This window comes from Staphylococcus sp. T93 (assembly GCF_016743875.1).
In the GTDB taxonomy this organism is placed as follows: Bacteria; Bacillota; Bacilli; order Staphylococcales; family Staphylococcaceae; genus Staphylococcus; species Staphylococcus aureus.
The window spans coordinates 929,645-950,373 of record NZ_CP068247.1; the positions used below are offsets into that span (position 1 = coordinate 929,645).

Below are 20,729 nucleotides of genomic sequence, written 5' to 3' on the forward strand. Positions count from 1 at the left end.
AAGGCAGTGTCATTATATCAAGACAAGGCGTTAATTTTAAGTGTTCTTTTCATGAAAAAAGCTCTCCATCATCTAGGAGAGCTAAACTAGTAGTGATATTTCTATAAGCCATGTTCTGTTCCATCGTACTCATCACGTGCACTAGTCACACTGGTACTCAGGTGATAACCATCTGTCTACACCACTTCATTTCGCGAAGTGTGTCTCGTTTATACGTTGAATTCCGTTAAACAAGTGCTCCTACCAAATTTGGATTGCTCACTCGAGGGGTTTACCGCGTTCCACCTTTTATATTTCTATAAAAGCTACGTCACTGTGGCACTTTCAAATTACTCTATCCATATCGAAAGACTTAGGATATTTCATTGCCGTCAAATTAATGCCTTGATTTATTGTTTCATCAAGCACGAACACTACAATCATCTCAGACTGTGTGAGCATGGACTTTCCTCTATATAATATAGCGATTACCCAAAATATCACTTTTAAAATTATAACATAGTCATTATTAGTAAGACAGTTAAACTTTTGTATTTAGTAATTATTTACCAAATACAGCTTTTTCTAAGTTTGAAATACGTTTTAAAATATCTACATTATTTGAAGATGTATTTGTTGTTGTATTATTCGAAGAAAAACTTTTATTGTCCTGAGGTCTTGATGTTGCTACACGTAGTCTTAATTCTTCTAATTCTTTTTTAAGTTTATGATTCTCTTCTGATAATTTTACAACTTCATTATTCATATCGGCCATTTTTTGATAATCAGCAATAATGTCATCTAAAAATGCATCTACTTCTTCTCTTCTATAGCCACGAGCCATCGTTTTTTCAAAATCTTTTTCATAAATATCTTTTGCTGATAATTTCAATGAAACATCTGACATTTTTTCCACCTCATTAGAAACTTTGATCTTCAGACCACTGTAAGTCATTGATGAATGCTGTTAATTCATCGAACGTCACAATATCACAAGTATAGTTTGTTTTATCCATAAAATCAACTAACATCTGCTTGAAGAACTTAGGACTCGCCTCTTGTTCCTCATCATAAATGAGCAATGTTTGATCCGAATGTTCAAGCATAAATTGATCTGCTTGTTTAAATTGAAAAGGACCTTGATACGACGTATGAAAAATACTATCAACATAATCTGCATGCTTAATTATGTTGGCATACTTACTTTGATTATGTTCATTCCACTTTTCTGTATGTCCTTGGAACGGTGTAATTACAGCAAACTTTAACGAATCATATGTTCGTTGTAATTCAATAACAACTTCTGCAGTCCATAATTCTATACCCATTTGCCCTTGTATTAACACCCATTCTAATCCTTCATCCAACAGTTGTTCAATTTTATGTTTTATAAATTGTTTTAAATAATGTACTTCAGGTGCGTCATCTTTAAAAATGTTTAATTCGAATGATTTGTAACCTGTTACATAAACTGTTTTAACCATCAGTACCCTCTTTTGTTACGCCATCTAATATATTTTGTAAATCATATTGAACACTTTTAAGCTTTTCTATAAATAACTTTCGACTTGTTCGCTTAAAATGACATTCGACAGAAAGTTGTTCAATGTTAGCAATCAGTAGCTCAAATTTCCTTGAATTCATATAAGGTACTTCTATAATAAATTCACGATGTAATTTGATCTCATTGAGTATGCTATCAATATGTTCAGTATATGGCTTTACAGTTTGGTAAAAATCATGATCTTGTTGTTGTGATTTCACATTTTCAAAATTTTGTTGCATGTTGTTAACTTCATAAATTAGTGATTCGACTACATCATTCATGAGGACGCCTCCTACATTTTTTAATTTATCACAATATACTGTATTCGTCATGTTTTAACACTCTATATAATTTGATTTAACTATTTTTTCAAATGTGTTATCTGTTAAATCAAGTAAATCTAAAAACTTCCTATATAAATACAAAATTTTATCGTGTATGTTGTTATACGATGAAAATACTTTTAATCTAATAAAATCATTTAAATCAAATACACCTCTGCTGATTAACAACACATACTTGTACTTGCCTCAAAAATAAAAATTACTAATCATGATTTGACTTTTATAACAAAATTCAAAAATATTGTAATGAGTATTCATTTTTATAAGCAAAACTTTTCAATTAATTAAAATTGTGTGTAAAATTCCAACATTAACGGTAAATGTATTATAATATTATTGTGTTAATGCTGAAATCACGTTAAAATAAGCTTTGGTGTATTGTGTCTTTCGCATTTATACTAATTTAAGTTTGGTGTTTCACTATAATGTTGTGTATAATAAACAACGTTTACTACCAAACTTGTGTGGTGAAATTTATGAATTATCCAAATGGTAAACCATATCGTAAAAATAGTGCTATAGACGGAGGGAAAAAGACCGCTGCCTTTAGTAATATTGAGTATGGTGGACGTGGTATGTCACTTGAAAAAGATATCGAACATTCAAATACGTTTTATCTTAAAAGCGACATTGCAGTTATTCACAAAAAGCCTACGCCAGTACAAATAGTTAATGTCAACTATCCTAAGCGGAGTAAAGCTGTGATTAACGAAGCTTATTTTCGTACACCTTCAACAACTGATTACAACGGCGTTTATCAAGGTTATTATATTGATTTTGAAGCAAAGGAAACTAAAAACAAGACGTCCTTTCCTTTAAATAATATTCATGACCATCAAGTCGAACATATGAAAAATGCATATCAACAAAAAGGTATTGTGTTTTTAATGATTCGTTTTAAAACGCTAGATGAAGTTTATCTTTTACCCTATTCAAAATTCGAAGTATTTTGGAAGAGATATAAAGATAATATTAAAAAGTCTATAACAGTTGATGAAATACGAAAAAATGGTTACCATATTCCTTATCAGTATCAACCAAGATTAGACTATCTAAAAGCAGTTGATAAGTTGATATTAGATGAAAGTGAGGACCGCGTATGACGGAAAACAAAGGATCTTCTCAGCCTAAGAAAAACGGTAATAATGGTGGGAAATCCAACTCAAAAAAGAATAGAAATGTGAAGAGAACGATTATTAAGATTATTGGCTTCATGATTATTGCATTTTTCGTTGTTCTTTTACTAGGTATCTTATTGTTTGCTTATTATGCTTGGAAAGCACCTGCTTTTACCGAAGCTAAATTACAAGATCCGATTCCTGCAAAGATATATGACAAGAACGGAGAACTTGTTAAAACATTAGATAATGGCCAAAGACATGAGCATGTAAATTTAAAAGACGTGCCGAAATCAATGAAAGACGCAGTACTTGCAACTGAAGACAATCGTTTCTACGAACATGGCGCACTTGATTATAAACGTTTATTCGGTGCAATTGGTAAGAACTTGACTGGTGGATTTGGTTCTGAAGGTGCCTCAACATTAACACAACAAGTTGTTAAAGATGCATTTTTATCACAACATAAATCTATTGGACGTAAAGCTCAAGAAGCATACTTATCATATCGTTTAGAACAAGAGTATAGTAAAGATGATATCTTCCAAGTATATCTAAACAAAATTTACTATTCTGATGGCGTAACAGGTATTAAAGCTGCTGCTAAGTATTACTTTAATAAAGATTTAAAAGATTTAAACTTAGCGGAAGAAGCTTATTTAGCCGGTTTACCTCAGGTTCCAAACAACTATAATATTTATGATCATCCAAAAGCTGCTGAAGATCGTAAAAACACTGTTTTATACTTAATGCATTATCATAAACGCATTACAGATAAACAGTGGGAAGATGCTAAGAAAATCGATTTAAAAGCGAACTTAGTAAATCGTACTCCTGAAGAACGTCAAAACATTGATACAAATCAAGATTCTGAGTATAATTCATACGTTAACTTTGTAAAATCTGAATTAATGAATAATAAAGCATTCAAAGATGAAAATTTAGGTAATGTATTACAAAGTGGTATTAAAATTTATACAAACATGGATAAAGATGTTCAAAAAACATTACAAAATGATGTTGATAATGGTAGCTTCTACAAGAATAAAGACCAACAAGTTGGTGCAACAATTCTTGATAGTAAAACTGGTGGTTTAGTTGCTATATCTGGTGGACGTGATTTCAAAGACGTCGTTAACAGAAACCAAGCAACAGATCCTCACCCTACTGGTTCATCTTTAAAACCTTTCTTAGCGTATGGACCTGCCATTGAAAATATGAAATGGGCAACAAACCATGCGATTCAAGATGAATCTTCATATCAAGTTGATGGTTCTACATTTAGAAACTATGATACGAAGAGTCACGGTACTGTATCTATTTATGATGCTTTACGACAAAGTTTCAATATCCCAGCTTTAAAAGCTTGGCAATCAGTTAAGCAAAATGCTGGTAATGATGCACCTAAGAAATTCGCTGCCAAACTTGGCTTAAACTACGAAGGCGATATTGGTCCATCTGAAGTACTTGGTGGTTCTGCTTCAGAATTCTCACCAACACAATTAGCATCAGCATTTGCTGCAATCGCTAACGGTGGTACTTATAACAACGCGCATTCAATTCAAAAAGTAGTTACTCGTGATGGTGAAACAATCGAATACGATCATACTAGCCATAAAGCGATGAGTGATTACACTGCATACATGTTAGCTGAGATGCTAAAAGGTACATTTAAACCATATGGTTCTGCATATGGCCATGGTGTATCTGGAGTAAATATGGGTGCTAAGACAGGTACTGGTACTTACGGTGCTGAAACTTATTCACAATATAATTTACCTGATAATGCAGCGAAAGACGTGTGGATTAACGGCTTTACACCTCAATACACTATGTCAGTGTGGATGGGCTTCAGTAAAGTTAAACAATATGGTGAAAACTCATTTGTGGGACATAGCCAACAAGAATATCCACAGTTCTTATATGAAAATGTGATGTCAAAAATTTCATCTAGAGATGGCGAAGACTTTAAACGTCCTAGCTCAGTAAGTGGTAGTATCCCATCAATCAATGTTTCTGGTAGTCAAGATAACAACACTACAAATCGTAGTACACACGGTGGTAGTGACACATCAGCAAACAGCAGTGGTACTGCACAATCAAATAACAATACTAGATCTCAACAATCTAGAAACAGCGGTGGATTAACAGGTATATTCAACTAATCCACTCAACATAAAATCCTCAGTTATACCATATTTATGGTGTAGCCGAGGATTTTTTTAGGTTCTTCATCTTTTATGGTGGGAAGGTAAAACTTCCTGCTTTTTTTATAAGTATTCATACGCTATTGCTATATTAGTAGAAACCGTAAAATCAGTCATTCACATACATTTTGAAACATCTAAATAGTTTTTCATATTCACATCTTTAGCTATGTAAAATTATTGAATTTGAATAAGTGGTTGTTCCCATTTTTAAAATTATGATTATATTTTCTCATAGTCATCTTAGACGCTGTTTTAAATTGATATATTTATTAATTCCCTGTGTACGTTAATCAGTGAAATATCAACATGTTTGCAACATATTTTCACAATCATAGATATAAGAAATCCACCTACGATTCGAAATAGATATCTTAAAGCATATCTCAAGATATCCATTATGATGTAGATGGACAGTTTTTATATTAAGACGTTGTAATGACACGACACCTAACATAATTATAAATATGTGTGCATGAATTAGTTTTATATATTTTCAACATTAGGAAATGATCAATCTTGTCTATACCTGCTTATTCTTTAACCTTGTTTGATAACTAGCATTCATTTTAATCAATTCAGTTTTAAAGGTCTTCATTTGTCGATAGCCCATAAAATGATATTTACGTTCAATCATATAATCATATCTTTCTTTAAAATTCATTGGCACAACAGGATATTGATTTAATTTATCAAAATCAATATTGCCAGTTATGTCATTAACCTGCTTAAAATAATCAATAATTTTACTATGGTATTCATCCAAGTAGGGCTTTGCTTCACTAGAACCTAATGTCTTATTTTTGGCAAATAAATCAATCTCTTGTTCTAAATTATCAAATACCTCTTTTGTAATATTTGTCATGTTATCACGCTTCTTTCAAACTAGCTTTATAACGTTTTTGTCCTTCTCTACAATCTTCTAATAGTGGACAAATATCGCATTTAGGTTTTCGGGCTAAACAGTGGTATCTTCCAAAGAAAATGAGTTGATGATGGCTCCTATTCCATCTATCTCTAGGTATGACAGAACATAAACGGTCTTCTACCTGTCTCACATTATCTTTCCAACGATTAATACCTAAGCGTTTAGAAACACGTTCTACATGCGTATCAACAGCTAATGAAGGTTCATCAAATGCTACACTCATGACTACATTAGCAGTTTTACGTCCTACACCTGCTAAACTTTCTAATTCCTTATGTGTTTGTGGTATTTCTCCATTAAATTGATCAATCAAAGATTGACAAAGTTTCTTAATATTCTTAGCTTTGTTACGATACAGACCGATAGAACGAATATCATTCATAAGTTCTTCATCACTGACTGCCAAATAATCTTCAGGCGTTTTGTATTTTTTAAACAGCTCAGTTGTTACTCTATTTACTAGAACGTCTGTACATTGCGCTGACAATAATACAGCAATAGTTAATTCGAACGGATTATCATGTTTTAATTCACATTCTGCATCCGGAAACATATTTGCTATAACATCAATCATTTCTAATGCTTTTTTCTTACTTACCATCAAGGTTCTCCCCGTTTAACCAATCAAATTTAGGTACCGTTTTAACTGTGTGCGTCATTTTCGGTTTATTGAATTTTTCTCTTATTTTTCTAGAATCGTCAATTGTTTTGACATTGTTTTTCTTCCAATTAAGTAAAATACGATCTATATATTTAAAGCTAAGTTTATTCAAACTATTCGCCTCGTCTAATGCCGCTTGTATAATTGCAGTATCGTGTTTATCAACATCAATCCATTGATTTAACGTTTCTATTTCATATGGAGATAACGGCCTTGCAAATGTATCCTCTAAAACTCTAAATAATTGTTTAAATTTTTCTTTACTATTTAGCTCTTTCGTTTCCATACTTTGTTGCTTCAATATATGACTTAATTTTTCGAAAAAAGGATCTAGATTCATATATTCGGTAAATCTACCTTCTTCATCTTTTTGAACTTGTAATTCTAGCAATTCACGTTGTATCAAATTTTGAATAACCATTGTAATATCACGTGGTTGCATAGTTGAGCCCTTCTGAAGCAATTCAATTGAAGGCTGTTTATTTGATGTTTCGGAAGCATAAATCAATTTAAGCAAAATGACTAAATCTTGCTCATCTAAACCTAAGTCACTGTAATGGTCTAATAATTCTCTTCGTATCACTACAGGTCTTGCTTTTAATTGATATTTATCCATGTTCGTGCCCCCTTTTAAATTTAACCATTACTTAATAGTATAAATCATTTTCTTTAATTTTCGACTAAAATGCTTAATATATTTAACTAGTAGCAAACAAATTTTAAATAACAGTATTTTTTAACACTAGATTTTAACAATGAACTTTATGGATAATCAGATGAACTATTTATTTTCCAAATATAGTTACTAAACAAAAGTTTGTTCATGATTAATATAAGCCGTTATCAATCTTCATTTTCCAAGAATAAATCGCCCAGCTATTAATATAGGCTGGACGATTCTTTTTATTATCATAATATATATTTTAAGTAACGACCCTAAAACTTATGGATATAAACGGTTTAATAATCTTGGGAATGGCGCTGTTTCACGAACGTGTTCAACACCAGAAATCCATGCTACTGTACGCTCTAAACCTAAACCAAATCCACAGTGTGGCACACTACCATAACGACGTAAGTCTAAGTAGTAACTATATGCTTCTTCGTCTAATCCATGTTCTTTAACGCGTTGTTCTAACAATTCTAAGTCATCCACACGTTCAGATCCACCAATAATTTCACCGTATCCTTCAGGTGCAATTAAGTCTGCACATAATACAGTTTCTTCATTTTCAGGATTTGGTTGCATATAGAAAGGCTTAATTTTAGTTGGATAATTAGTAATAAACACCGGTAAATCATAATGATTAGCAATGGCTGTTTCATGTGGCGCACCAAAATCTTCGCCCCATTCAATATCATCAAAGCCTTCTGCTTTTAAGAATTCAATTGCATCATCATATGAAATTCTAGGGAATGGTGTCGCAACTTTTTCAAGTTTTGATGTATCACGCTCTAAAATTTTCAACTCTAGTTTACAATTTTCTAAAACTGATTTTACAACATGTGTTACATATTGTTCTTGAATTTCTAAACTTTCAGCATGATTTGTGAAAGCCATTTCTCCTTCAATCATCCAGAACTCGATCAAGTGTCTACGTGTTTTTGATTTTTCAGCTCTGAAAGTTGGACCAAATGAAAATACTTTTCCGTGTGCCATTGCTGCAGCTTCTAAGTATAACTGACCACTTTGAGATAAAAACGCATCTTGATCAAAGTATTTAGTATGGAATAATTCACTTGTACCTTCTGGCGCACTTGCTGTCAAAATTGGTGGATCAACCTTTGTAAATCCATCTTTGTTGAAAAATTCATACGTTGCACGAATAACTTCATTTCTAATTTTCATTACAGCATGTTGTTTTTTAGAACGTAACCATAAATGACGGTGATCCATTAAGAATTCTGTACCATGATTTTTAGGTGTAATCGGATAGTCATGCGCTTCTGAAATAACTTCAATTGATTTCACTTGCATTTCGTATCCTAAGTCAGAACGATTATCTTCTGTAATTGTGCCTGTAACGTATAGAGATGATTCTTGAGTAATTTCTTTCGCAAGTTTGAATACCTCTTCATCAACTTCTGATTTAACTACTACGCCTTGCATAAAGCCTGTTCCATCACGTAATTGTAAAAAGGCGATTTTACCACTTGAACGTTTATTTGTTAACCAAGCACCAATTGTAACGTCTTGGTTTAAATGATCTTTCGCTTGTTTAATCGTTGTTTTCATAACCATTCTCCTATTTATTTTTTCGTTATACAATACTCATTCATTTTAACAAAATCCGCTTTCAAGTTCTAGAACTAGACTAAAAGATAACGTGTAAATGGTAATGATTTACGCACAGATTTGAACATTAATTTATATTAAGACAATACAATCATCAGTTTCAGACAAAATATATAATAAAGCCTCAATATTATTAGTATGAAGGTCGTTTTTTGTGCTAACATTCAAGTTTAATTATAAAACTCAAATTTTGACGACCAAACAAAAATTCTTGTAACAGAACATAGCACATGTCATGTCACAAGAATTTTACTTTGTATTTCACTTTTTCTTTTTTTGAATTTGTCTTAATAATTTTCCAAACTGTTGAATGTCGCCTTTTTTCTGACGATAATTTTCAAGTGTTTGTTCAAAAAAGTTTTTATAATTACTGTTTATGAGTCGATCATCAAATGAAACTATTATGCCGCGATCATTTTCATTTCTAATTAATCTTCCAAGTCCTTGTCTAAAACGTGTAACTGCATCAGGTAATACATATTCCTTGAAAGTTGAAGTGAATTCAGAATCCATAAGCCAATATTTTGCATTATGCTTGTTCATAAACGGTAACTTCGCTATCATCACACATTTAATACCATTTGCTTGAAAATCAAAACCTTCAAAAAATGTTGACGTACCAAGCAGTATGGCCTTATCAAAATTATTAAACTGTTGTACTATTTTATAATTTTGGTTCTGCTGTTGTGTTAATACAACATAATCTTCAAATTCTGGCAATTCATTTAGCATATCTTGTACCATATGCATCATTTTATAACTCGTAAATAAGACTAAACATTTTGATGACGTTATAGTCGTATATTCAATAATATAGCTTACAATCGATGCTACATACTCATCTATATTTTTATATTGATAAGATGCTACATCACTCGGTATAAATACACTTGTATTTTTTGCACTTTGTAACGACGTGTTAACTTCAAATGTATTAAAGTGAACATCTTTGTTGAATAACTGTTTAAAAGCTTCAAACGAATGATTAAATTTTAAAGTACCAGATATAAAAATGAGTGATTTAAATTTTTCCAATACTTGTTTCGTTAATACATCTTTTACAGCGTAATCTTTCACATATAAACGTATTGTTGATTTTTGAGATAAATTTTTAATCGAAATGAAACTAGTATGTCCAGCTTTTAAACTTTGTTCGATATTTTTAAATTTATCTTTTAAATACAACAACTGTTTCCGTAATGATTTAACTGTTTTATGACTAATGCCATTGAATATTTCTAGCGTTTTATTTAACTTATCGATAATCGCATGTAAATCCTTCAAAATGTCTTTTGTTTCAAAAGTAAATACATTATGGAAGCGATGAATATCATCATCATAAACATCAGAATCATTGATAATCGTAAATATCGTTGAGAACAATTGCTCATTTAACTCATGAATCTCATTCATACTAGCCTTCAAGCCAAAAATATCAATTGGTGCAATATCTAATTTTTCCAAAATTCGCTGCTTTTCCAGTTGATCAATTGCCTTTAACAATTTTTCATTTTCGTTTTTACCAATCAAACCAAGCTGATATTTAATATCAGCATAACTCAACTCATTTGTCACTTGATTTAAGGCATAGTCTGGTAAGCGATGTGCTTCATCCACTATACAATCATCAAACAATTGATATATTGAATTTTCAACATCAGAATGAATTAAATGTGCATGATTTGTAATACCAATTTGAATGTTCTGTGCATTTCGCTTAATAAAATTATAATAATGAACATCGTGACGTGCCGGTACATATGTTTCAATTTTCTGGTCAAAATACATCTTTTGACCACCTTTTAAATTTAATTCCTGTATATCTCCGGACGGCGTCTCTGTAATCCAAATCAGCAATTGCATTTTCAAGATATTCACTTCGTAATTACTTGTGTCATCTTTTAAAATTTGACTAATAAGCCCCAATGAAATGTAATCACTTTTACTTTTAATCAATAGTGCATTAATTTTAAAATTCAACGCTTCATTCATTGCTGGAATATCTTTTTCTAACAATTGACTTTGCAGTAATTTAGTATTGGTAGAAATCATGACATGCTTCCCAGTTTCAATATTATACATCAAGGCCGCAAGTAAATATGCTAATGATTTACCACTGCCTAGTGATGCTTCAATCATTGCTTTTTCACTATGCATGAGCTGATCTAATATAGTTTCCGCTAAATATAATTGTTGCGGTCGATATGTTAAGCCAAGTTGATCTACAGCTTTGCTATATAAAGACTTCAAGCTGCCATTATAATTTGTTGTCGGCTTTTTAAAATCAACTTGCTTACGATAGATAATCTGTTCGAACTTTTCGTACGATTTATCCAATGGCTTTGCATCATATTGCCTAACCATCTCAAAGAAAATATCATACAAATCGTATTTCAACTGTTTACTTAAATAATATAATTGCTTCAAAGTATCTAACGGTAACTTTTCAAATTTTTCAAAAGCTAATATCATCAATTTAGCAGTAGTAGCGGCATCTTCGTCAGCTCGATGGGCATTTGCTAAGGTAATACCATGTGCCTCTGCTAATTCACTTAATTGATAGCTTTTATCTGTAGGAAAAGCTATTTTAAAGATTTCTAGTGTATCTATAACTTTTTTGGGACGATATTGAATATTACAATCTTTAAATGCCTTTTTAATAAAATTCAAATCAAAATCTACATTATGAGCTACAAAAATGCAATCTTTTATCTTATCGTAGATTTCTTGTGCAACTTGATTAAAATATGGCGCTTGTTGTAGCATATTTTCTTCAATGGATGTTAACGCTTGAATGAACGGCGGAATCTCTAAATTTGTTCTAATCATAGAATGATATGTATCAATAATTTGGTTATTGCGCACAAACGTTATACCAATTTGAATGATATCGTCAAAATCTAATTGGTTGCCTGTTGTTTCCAAATCCACAACGGCATAGGTTGCCATACCCATAGCTATCTCTCCTTGCTTTAGTGTTAAAAATCTATATCTGCACTAATTAAACGGTGTGATTCACCCGCTTCATCTCTAACAATTAGATAGCCATCGTAATCTAAATCAATTGCTTGTCCTTTAAACTGTTTATCATTTTCTGTAAATAGCAACGTTCTATTCCAAATATTAGAAGCTGCAGTATATTCTTCACGAATTTCAGAAAAAGGTAACGTTAAAAATTGATTATATCTTTTTTCAATTTCTTGAAGTAATATCTCTAAAAATTGATATCTATCTAATTTATTTTTATCATGTAATTGTATACTTGTTGCTCTATGTCTAATACTTTCATCAAAGTTTTCTAGTTGTTGCGTCAAATTAATACCTATACCACATATTATTGCTTCTATACCATCATTATTAGCAACCATTTCAGTTAAGAAACCACACACTTTACCATTATCAATAAATATATCATTCGGCCATTTCACTTTGACTTCATCTTGACTAAAATGTTGAATCGCATCTCTTATCCCTAATGCAATAAATAAATTAAATTTAGATATCATTGAGAATGCAACGTTAGGTCTTAACACGACAGACATCCAAAGTCCTTGCCCTTTTGAAGAACTCCAATGTCTATTAAATCGCCCACGACCTTTCGTTTGTTCATCACTCAAGATAAAAAATGAAGATTGATTTCCAACAAGTGACTTTTTCGCAGCAAGTTGTGTAGAATCTATTGAATCGTATACTTCACTAAAATCAAACAAAGCAGAACTTTTTGTATATTGGTCTATTATACCTTGATACCAAATATCTGGGAGCTGTTGTAATAAATGCCCTTTATGATTTACTGAATCTATTTTACATCCCTCTAACTTTAATTGGTCAATCACTTTTTTTACTGCAGTGCGTGAAATATTAAGTGATTCCGCAATGCTTTGTCCAGATATATAATTCGGTTTATTTTTATAGAGTAATTGAAGTACATCTTGACTATATTTTGACATGATTATCCACCCATTTCAAAATTTCAGTTTCTTCGTTGCTTACTTTACCTGTTACAATCGCTATCTCAATTTGTCTTAGCACATCTTTTAACCACGGACCACTTTTGGCATTTAAATGTGCCATAAGTACACCGCCATTAACCATCATGTCTTTTCTATTATGCATAGGTAAACGATGTAATGTTTCATCAATCGTTTGAAGGTTAACGATTAATGGTTCATGTCCTTGAATATCATTTGCCTTTAACACGTCTGCTGCAACCATTACATTTTTAATGAGATGCGTATCATAATCATAAACAAACATTTTTAATTGTTCTTTTGTAATAATACTTGGTAATGCATTCATAATTTGAATATATTGATTGATATCTTTTACTTGTCGGTTACTTAGCTTTAAAGGCTTCAATGAGTAATTAATATCAAATTTAACTGATACTATAGCAATCAACAATTCTAAATCAATTGCTTCAGTTACATTAATTTGATTCATATCAAGATGTTCGAAATACGGCATATAATTAAATGCTTTCAGCGATTTTAAATGATTAAAACTCTTTTCAACATTAATACCTCGCATTAATTTAGTTAGTTCAATCACTATACGCTCAATTGATAAAAATTTAATATCTGCCATTTGTATACGCATCGCTTCGAATGTTTCCGTTGCAATATCAAATGATAATTGTGACTGGAACCTTAAACATCGAATCATACGTAAAGCATCTTCTTGGAATCGTTCCTCAGCTATACCTACAGTTCTTATTATTCGATTATTAATATCTTGTTGACCATCAAAATAATCATACAATTTGTATGCTGTATCCATTGCTATCGCATTCATCGTGAAATCTCGTCGTTGCAAATCTTCGTATAAATCACGAACAAATGTAACACCACTTGGTCTACGGTGATCGACATAATCTTCTTCAGCCCGGAATGTTGTCACTTCATAATTTTCATCATTAAAAACTACATTTATCGTGCCATGTTCTTTACCTACAGGTATCGTATGACTAAAGATAGATTCTATTTCATCCGGCGTTGCACTTGTTGTGATATCTATATCATGAATATTTCTTCCCATGACATAATCTCTTACAGAGCCACCTACATAATATGCTTCAAAACCATTGTCTTGAATTTGTTCTAATATAGGCCTTGCCTGTTCAAATAATGATTTATCCATATTATTACTCGCCTTTACTTTTGTTATGCTCATTTAGCATTTTTTGATAATAATACTCATATTGATCTGTAATAAGTTCTGATCCAAAACGTTCAGCAATATCTGCTAGCATGTTTTTCTGAAGTTTGTTGTATAACACCTTATCTTCAAGTAATCGGATAGCATAGTCACTCGCTGAATCACAATCACCCACATCTACGACAAATCCAGTTTCACCATGTTTAATAACCTCTTTAATTCCACCGGCATTTGAACCAATTGGAACGACGCCTGTTTTCATAGCCTCAAGTAAAGTTAGTCCAAAGCTTTCTTTTTCACTTAATAATAATACTAAGTCAGATAATTGGTAAAATTCACTTACGCAATCTTGTTTCCCTAAAAATAAAACATCCTCTTCTACGTTTAACTCTTTCGTCAATTGACGCATTGGCACTAATTCAGGACCATCTCCAAGTAAAATTAATTTACTAGGTATCTTTTCACGTACTTTTGCAAATGTTTCTATAATAGTATCTATGCGTTTTACTTGTCTAAAATTCGATACATGTATTAACACTTTTTCATCTGGTGCTATACCAAATTGTGATTTTAATGCTGTGTTATGTTTAGTTGGAAACTCATTTTCACGTACAAAATTATAAATCGGTATAATTTCTTTGTTAGTTTCAATAATTTCATGTGTTTCTTGTGCTAAAGATTTACTCACACTTGTCACAATATCACTTTTTTCAATGCCAAATTTAATTGCACCTTGGAGTGAATGATCATAGCCCAAAACAGTAATATCAGTACCGTGTAGCGTTGTCATAATTTTTATATCTTTACCTGACATCTCACGAGCTAAAATCCCACAAATTGCATGAGGTACAGCATAGTGCATATGCAACAAATCAAGATCATATTCTTTAATAACTTCAGCGATTTTAGTACTTAACGTAATATCATACGGTGGATACTGAAATACTGCATATTGATTCACTTCAACTTGATGAAAAATCATATTCGGTAATGGTTTTCTTATTCTAAACGGGATATTTGAAGTGATAAAATGTACTTCGTGACCTCGCTCTGCTAATTTAATTCCTAATTCTGTGGCAATAATTCCAGAACCACCCATGGACGGGTAACATGTTATACCTATCTTCATTCGCTTGCCCATCCTTTCTTTCTATTTCTCTCTATTATTCTCGATGCGTAGATAATTGTTTAAATTTAAGTTTATAGTAATGTTGAGTTTATAATTTCATATATCTAAAAACAGGTGTTGTATATATAATCATTCATCTAGTTATACTTACTTTAAAAATAATATAATTTCATGCGATGCAATTCATTGATGGATGTTTTTAATCTTAATCAAATCCAAATAAAGCATATATTTTTAAATTCACTTTCTTTCGAATCGATTTTTATCTCTTGTATTAAACTTTTCCATTGTTTCATTAAAGCTCTCTGTCATATCTATTCCCATTGAATTCGCTAAACATAACAACACAAATAAATTATCACCTAATTCTGCTTTAATCGTATTTGCTTCCTCTGAATCTTTCTTCTTTTTTTCACCATAGGTATGATTTATTTCACGTGCAAGTTCGCCCACTTCTTCAGTCAATCTAGCTAAGTTAGCTAATGGTGAAAAATATCCTGTTTTAAATTGTCCAATATATTCATCAACTTCACGTTGCATTTCTACCATTGATTTCATTTCTACGTTCTCCTTATATTGCATTTCTAATATAGTATATATCAATTTGAAGTCTCATGCATGTTTAGTGCAATCTACTGACTCTAGCTAAACTAGATGACAAGTTGTTTATTTTAGAAGTTTAATAATTCAGTTTATATAAATGTAATGCATTCCTAACTAAATTAAATCAATTGAAATTGGGATTATAACTTTATGATACGTACCACTACAATAAAATAATATAGTGAATAATCTACCATTAGAAAAATAAGCACAAAAAAACTAGCAACCACACAAAAATGTGATTAGCTAGTTAATAAGTGTCTAATTTAAGTTAATTGTTAATCTATAAGATTAATCACTTGAACGCGCAATCAAAATAATACGTACAAGCTCTGCTACAGCGACTGCAGTTGCTGCAACATAAGTCATTGCTGCTGCAGATAATACTTTACGCGCATGCTTGTATTCTTTTTCATTTACAATGTTCAATGCCGTAATTTGTTTCATCGCTCTTGAACTCGCATCAAACTCAACTGGTAACGTAACAATTGAGAATAATACCGCTAATGACATTAAACCAGCACCAATCCATAAAGCAGTTGAACCAAATGCACTACCTATCGCTGTTAAGATAATACCTAACATGATGATCATATAACTTAATGAACTCCCTAGGTTTGCAACAGGTACTAATGCTGCTCTGAATCTTAAGAACCAATATCCTTGGTGATCTTGAATGGCATGACCAACTTCGTGGGCTGCAATTGCAGTTCCAGCAACTGATGGTCTGTCATAGTTTGCAGGAGATAGTGAAACAACTTTCTTTTTAGGATCGTAATGATCTGTTAAGAATCCTTCACCTTTAACAACTTCGACATCATAAATACCGTTTGCATGTAAAATTTCTAATGCAACTTCACGACCCGTTTTACCACTAGTTGATCTAACTTGTGAATATTTCTCATAGTTAGATTTAACTTTGTGTTGTGCCCATAAAGGAAGCACCATTAATATTACGAAATAAATTATCATAGTAAAAATTGAAGACAATAAACTCACTCTCCTTTATAAATATTTTACTGTCATTTGCCGTTTTTATCAAATCATTTACACTTTAATAATTTGTTTAATTCAATATAAAGCAAAAGTCCAAAAACACTTAGACAACATGATAATACACCAATTTGCCACACATGTGTAGTTATAAAATCATAATATGGAAATTGAAGGTGAAAATAGTCAATATAATCATTCAAAAACACCCAAATCATCGCTACACTGATTCCAATCATAGAACGTTTAAACCTAGGATAGAAGTAAATTGCCTGAACAGCCATTATACTGTGGGAAAACATTAATACCAAACCATTTACTGTAATATCACCTTGTTCAATAATAAATAATATATTCATTATAACTGCCCAAATCCCATATTTGAATAATGTTACAAATGCCAGTGCATCGATAATACTATTTTGTTTTTGAATTAATATCAATGAGATAGAAATAACTAAGTATAATATTGCAGTTGGGCTATCTGGAACAAAAATCTTAAAATGCCAGGGCGTATGACTTAATTGTTCACCATACCATATATAACCATAAATCATCCCTAATATATTACAAATGAGTAGCATCATTAACCAAGAACGTTGATAAAGTGTATATTGCCAAAATGCTTTAATTGTCATCTGCTAAGTCCTCAAATTGATTATGTTTATTTACTAGCTTGAGTGTATTTAAAATTTGCGTTAGTTGATAAAAACGTTGCTTTTCATTCATCTGTAAACTTAAATCAATATTGTGTAACAAGTAATCTATTAATAACGCATGTTTATGCCGATCTATAGCCATACTATTTAAGTCATGAAGATAAGTTTGATAACTGGGCGATTCCGTTAGTTGAGCAACTATTAAATCATCTAGCCTTTGCTCACGCTTTGACACGTTTGCGAAGTGAATTTGAATATCAAAAGCACAGTTATGATTAGCGATATAATCAAATATTTCATTTGTATTCATTAACTTTATATTACGCTTAGTAAATTGAATTGCAGAAGCGTGACTTCCCACTTCTGCAATTTCTAATGTTTCATGATGATTAATTTTTGTATCTACAAAATGAATGTTTGCCAATTTCGCCTCATTCACTTTTATATAGTTAAGCACCCAAACTGCAATACGCGACTTAAATCGATATTGAAAAAGTAAATATTCAATAAAACTTTCTTTAATTTGATTGAGTGTCTCTGACATCAAATACCCCATTTTAAGATTGCAATCTTGATAATTCGTCATGCCAATTTTCGTTACTTGGCTCTAGTTCCAACAATTGATTTAAAATAGTAATTGCTTGTTCCTTTTGACCAATTTCAATTAAATAGAAATAATAATCACTCATAAAATCAATATTTGTTTTCATCGTTGGATATGCTAATTCAAAGAAATGTTGAGCTTCTTTATCTCGCTCTTCTTGACCATAGGCGAACGCTAAATGCCACATGAATGTAGGATCCAAATCTTCTTCATCTACATATGTTAATAATTCAATGATTGCTTCATAATCTTCTTCATTACGATATAAATCGCTTAAAATCAATAAAGGTTCTTGGTAAGCATTATCAACCTCTAATGCTTGTTTTAACAATAATACACCTTCATTAGCATCGCCGTGTTCTATTTCCAAACATCCAGTTGTATACATTAACTCTTTATAAAATTGACTTAGTCGTAATCCTTCTTTACCCGTTTCAATGGCATCTGGATAATTTTTTTCATTTTCATATAATGATTGTAAATACAAGTAGCCTTGAATATAATCAGGATCTTTAGAAAGTAATGTAGTCATTATTTTAATTGCTTCTTGAGTGATGTCATTTTTATCGTAAGAAATGGCTTTTTTGAGATAATCTTCTGAAGTCATTTCATCTTCATTAATTTCATCGTATAAGCGAATCGCATCACTATAGTTACCACTTTGTAAACTACAATCTGCCATACGAGAGAATAAGTTTACACCATTAACTTGATATTCACCAGTTTCTAAAACGGTTTCGTATTCAGAGGTAGCACGTAAATATTGACCATCATAATATAACATTTCAGCCAATGCAAAATGGATTATTGGATCATTTGGCTCTAGTTCAAGTGCTTCTTGTAATTTATCAATAGCAACTTCCATCATATTAATTTGTTGATATAAATCTGCTTCTAACATCAACTTTTCAGGTGATGGTTCAACATAACTTAAATATTCTAACGCTTCGTCAGTTTGATTTTCAGACATTAAACCTTCAATAAAATAAATCAGCAATTCACTTTCGTCTGGATATTTGTGATATAACACGCGGAATACTTCCAAACCTTGTGGCATTAATCCAAAATTGTAAAGTGTCTCTCCTAGAATAAATAATGCGTCATCGTTGTCAGTAGTTATTGCTTCATTAACACGAGAGTCTAAATTTTCTAGTTTTTGTAGATTGATATCGTCTATTAATTTATAGATATCTTCCATTTTATATTATCCCTCATTTTCTAAAAGCTTTAGTTTTGGTAAAAATCCTGGAAATGATACATTTACAGCATCAAATTGTTTGATTTTGACAGGCTCGCTTGAAAGTAGAGAAGCAACTGCAAGCATCATTCCTATTCGATGATCAGTTAAACTATCAACTGTTGCATTTGTTTTAAATTCTGACGGATGAATAATCAATCCATCATTAGTTGGTTGTAATTCAAACCCTAACAAGTTTAACATATCAGCCGTTGTATCAATTCTATTTGTTTCTTTTACTTTTAATTCCTCGGCATCTTTAATTGTACTCGTGCCAACTGCTTGTGTACAAAGTAATGCTATTACAGGCAGTTCATCAATTGCTTTTGGAACTAATTCTCCTTCGATTGTTATTGGTTGAAGCATTGGTGTGTATTGAATACGAATAGAAGCAGTAGGTTCAGCACCAGTTGTTTGATTGAAAAGTTGGATATTACCGCCCATTTTTTCAACAATATCAATAATACCTGAACGTGTTGGATTGATTCCAACATTATGAATTGTTACATCACTTCCTGGTGTGATAAGTGCTGCAACAATAAAGAACGCTGCAGATGAAATATCGCCAGGAACATGAAAATCTGCAGGTTTAATGTATCGAATTGCTTCAGGGGTTGTATTAATTGATAACCCTTCTGCTTCAATTGGAATATTAAAATGTTTGAACATCGTCTCAGTATGATTTCGACTTACATCTAATTCTTTAATGATGGTCGGTTCCTTAGAAAACAAACTTGCAAATAAAATGGCACTTTTTACTTGTGCACTTGCAACTTCCATTTGATAATTTATACCTTTTATGACAGATGGCTTAATAATTAATGGTGTATAATTATCTTCAATACCTTCAATATTCGCATCCATAAGTTTCAATGGTCTCAAGACACGATCCATTGGCCTTTTACCAATTGAAACATCGCCAGACAAAACACTTTCAATACCTAAACCACTTAACAAACCTGCCAATAATCGTGTTGTCGTACCAGAATTACCTGTATACAATACTTGATGTGGCGTGTTAAAAGATTGATATCCTGGGGAAGTCACAACTAATTTTTCATCATCTTCTTTGATTTCTACACCTAACAGTCGGAAAATGTCCATCGTACGACGACAATCTTCGCCAAGTAGTGGCTTATATATAGTAGATACACCTTCAGCTAGCGACGCCAACATGATTGCACGGTGTGTCATTGACTTATCGCCCGGCACTTCTATTTCGCCCTTTAACGGACCTGAAATATCAATGATTTGTTCATTTACCATTT

General features: G+C 31.7%; 20 protein-coding genes and 1 other RNA gene. 2 read left to right on the forward strand and 19 right to left on the reverse strand.

What is annotated here, in order from left to right:
- Nucleotides 1-99: 99 nt before the first annotated feature.
- From rnpB to JG553_RS04415, 5 genes are all read right to left on the reverse strand, one after another.
- Nucleotides 100-479, reverse strand: an RNA gene (gene rnpB / locus JG553_RS04395) — RNase P RNA component class B.
- A 62-nt stretch (nt 480-541) separates the two neighbouring features.
- The gene (gene gpsB, locus JG553_RS04400) at nt 542-886 is read right to left on the reverse strand and encodes a cell division regulator GpsB (protein WP_001286320.1); all 345 of its coding nucleotides are present in this window, start codon (nt 884-886) and stop codon (nt 542-544) included.
- Nucleotides 887-899: 13 nt separating this feature from the next.
- Nucleotides 900-1,463, reverse strand: coding sequence for an SLOG family protein (locus JG553_RS04405; protein ID WP_000241308.1), 564 nt, complete (start codon nt 1,461-1,463; stop codon nt 900-902).
- Nucleotides 1,456-1,806, reverse strand: a complete 351-nt coding sequence (locus JG553_RS04410) for a YppE family protein (RefSeq protein WP_001000800.1) — start codon at nt 1,804-1,806, stop codon at nt 1,456-1,458. The genes JG553_RS04405 and JG553_RS04410 overlap by 8 nt, the downstream gene beginning before the upstream one ends.
- Before the next feature lie 54 nt (nt 1,807-1,860).
- Entirely contained in the window at nt 1,861-2,040 is a 180-nt protein-coding gene (locus JG553_RS04415; RefSeq protein WP_001788819.1) for a hypothetical protein, read from the reverse strand.
- Between the two features lie 305 nt (nt 2,041-2,345).
- Here JG553_RS04415 and recU point away from each other — a divergent pair, with 305 nt between their 5' ends.
- Both recU and JG553_RS04425 read left to right on the forward strand, forming a co-directional pair.
- Nucleotides 2,346-2,972 (forward strand): Holliday junction resolvase RecU, encoded by a 627-nt coding sequence (gene recU, locus JG553_RS04420; RefSeq protein ID WP_001108889.1) that lies wholly within the window; start codon nt 2,346-2,348, stop codon nt 2,970-2,972.
- Entirely contained in the window at nt 2,969-5,152 is a 2,184-nt protein-coding gene (locus tag JG553_RS04425) for a transglycosylase domain-containing protein (protein WP_000138351.1), read from the forward strand. The genes recU and JG553_RS04425 overlap by 4 nt, the downstream gene beginning before the upstream one ends.
- 565 nt (nt 5,153-5,717) lie before the next feature.
- Here JG553_RS04425 and JG553_RS04430 read toward each other — a convergent pair.
- The 14 genes from JG553_RS04430 to aroA form a co-directional block, all read right to left on the reverse strand.
- Nucleotides 5,718-6,059 carry a YpoC family protein gene (locus JG553_RS04430; RefSeq protein ID WP_000182019.1) on the reverse strand — a complete coding sequence of 114 codons (342 nt, stop codon included), beginning with the start codon at nt 6,057-6,059 and terminating at the stop codon, nt 5,718-5,720.
- Between the two features lie 4 nt (nt 6,060-6,063).
- Complete coding sequence (nth, locus tag JG553_RS04435; RefSeq protein ID WP_000253765.1) at nt 6,064-6,723, reverse strand: endonuclease III; 660 nt, start codon at nt 6,721-6,723, stop codon at nt 6,064-6,066.
- Complete coding sequence (locus JG553_RS04440) at nt 6,713-7,399, reverse strand: DnaD domain-containing protein (protein ID WP_000362212.1); 687 nt, start codon at nt 7,397-7,399, stop codon at nt 6,713-6,715. The genes nth and JG553_RS04440 overlap by 11 nt, the downstream gene beginning before the upstream one ends.
- A 327-nt stretch (nt 7,400-7,726) precedes the next feature.
- Nucleotides 7,727-9,019: an asparagine--tRNA ligase gene (asnS, locus tag JG553_RS04445; RefSeq protein ID WP_000858789.1), complete on the reverse strand. Its 1,293-nt coding sequence runs from the start codon at nt 9,017-9,019 to the stop codon at nt 7,727-7,729.
- A gap of 321 nt (nt 9,020-9,340) precedes the next feature.
- Complete coding sequence (locus JG553_RS04450) at nt 9,341-12,034, reverse strand: ATP-dependent DNA helicase DinG (RefSeq protein ID WP_000525078.1); 2,694 nt, start codon at nt 12,032-12,034, stop codon at nt 9,341-9,343.
- 23 nt (nt 12,035-12,057) lie between these two features.
- Nucleotides 12,058-13,029, reverse strand: a complete 972-nt coding sequence (locus JG553_RS04455; RefSeq protein WP_000049911.1) for a biotin--[acetyl-CoA-carboxylase] ligase — start codon at nt 13,027-13,029, stop codon at nt 12,058-12,060.
- Nucleotides 13,016-14,218 carry a CCA tRNA nucleotidyltransferase gene (locus JG553_RS04460; protein ID WP_000361544.1) on the reverse strand — a complete coding sequence of 401 codons (1,203 nt, stop codon included), beginning with the start codon at nt 14,216-14,218 and terminating at the stop codon, nt 13,016-13,018. The genes JG553_RS04455 and JG553_RS04460 overlap by 14 nt, the downstream gene beginning before the upstream one ends.
- 4 nt (nt 14,219-14,222) lie before the next feature.
- Complete coding sequence (bshA, locus tag JG553_RS04465) at nt 14,223-15,365, reverse strand: N-acetyl-alpha-D-glucosaminyl L-malate synthase BshA (protein WP_000690027.1); 1,143 nt, start codon at nt 15,363-15,365, stop codon at nt 14,223-14,225.
- 240 nt (nt 15,366-15,605) lie between these two features.
- Entirely contained in the window at nt 15,606-15,923 is a 318-nt protein-coding gene (locus tag JG553_RS04470) for a nucleotide pyrophosphohydrolase (protein WP_000839926.1), read from the reverse strand.
- 336 nt (nt 15,924-16,259) lie between these two features.
- The gene (locus JG553_RS04475; protein WP_001827022.1) at nt 16,260-16,940 is read right to left on the reverse strand and encodes a zinc metallopeptidase; all 681 of its coding nucleotides are present in this window, start codon (nt 16,938-16,940) and stop codon (nt 16,260-16,262) included.
- A 71-nt stretch (nt 16,941-17,011) separates the two neighbouring features.
- Nucleotides 17,012-17,599: a DUF1405 domain-containing protein gene (locus tag JG553_RS04480; protein ID WP_000152734.1), complete on the reverse strand. Its 588-nt coding sequence runs from the start codon at nt 17,597-17,599 to the stop codon at nt 17,012-17,014.
- Nucleotides 17,589-18,164, reverse strand: coding sequence for a YpiB family protein (locus tag JG553_RS04485; RefSeq protein ID WP_000005213.1), 576 nt, complete (start codon nt 18,162-18,164; stop codon nt 17,589-17,591). Before JG553_RS04485 ends, JG553_RS04480 begins: the two co-directional genes overlap by 11 nt.
- Nucleotides 18,165-18,177: 13 nt before the next feature.
- Nucleotides 18,178-19,422, reverse strand: a complete 1,245-nt coding sequence (locus tag JG553_RS04490; RefSeq protein ID WP_000389524.1) for a tetratricopeptide repeat protein — start codon at nt 19,420-19,422, stop codon at nt 18,178-18,180.
- A gap of 6 nt (nt 19,423-19,428) precedes the next feature.
- Nucleotides 19,429-20,727 (reverse strand): 3-phosphoshikimate 1-carboxyvinyltransferase, encoded by a 1,299-nt coding sequence (gene aroA / locus JG553_RS04495; RefSeq protein ID WP_000245895.1) that lies wholly within the window; start codon nt 20,725-20,727, stop codon nt 19,429-19,431.
- Between the last annotated feature and the right edge of the window lie 2 nt (nt 20,728-20,729).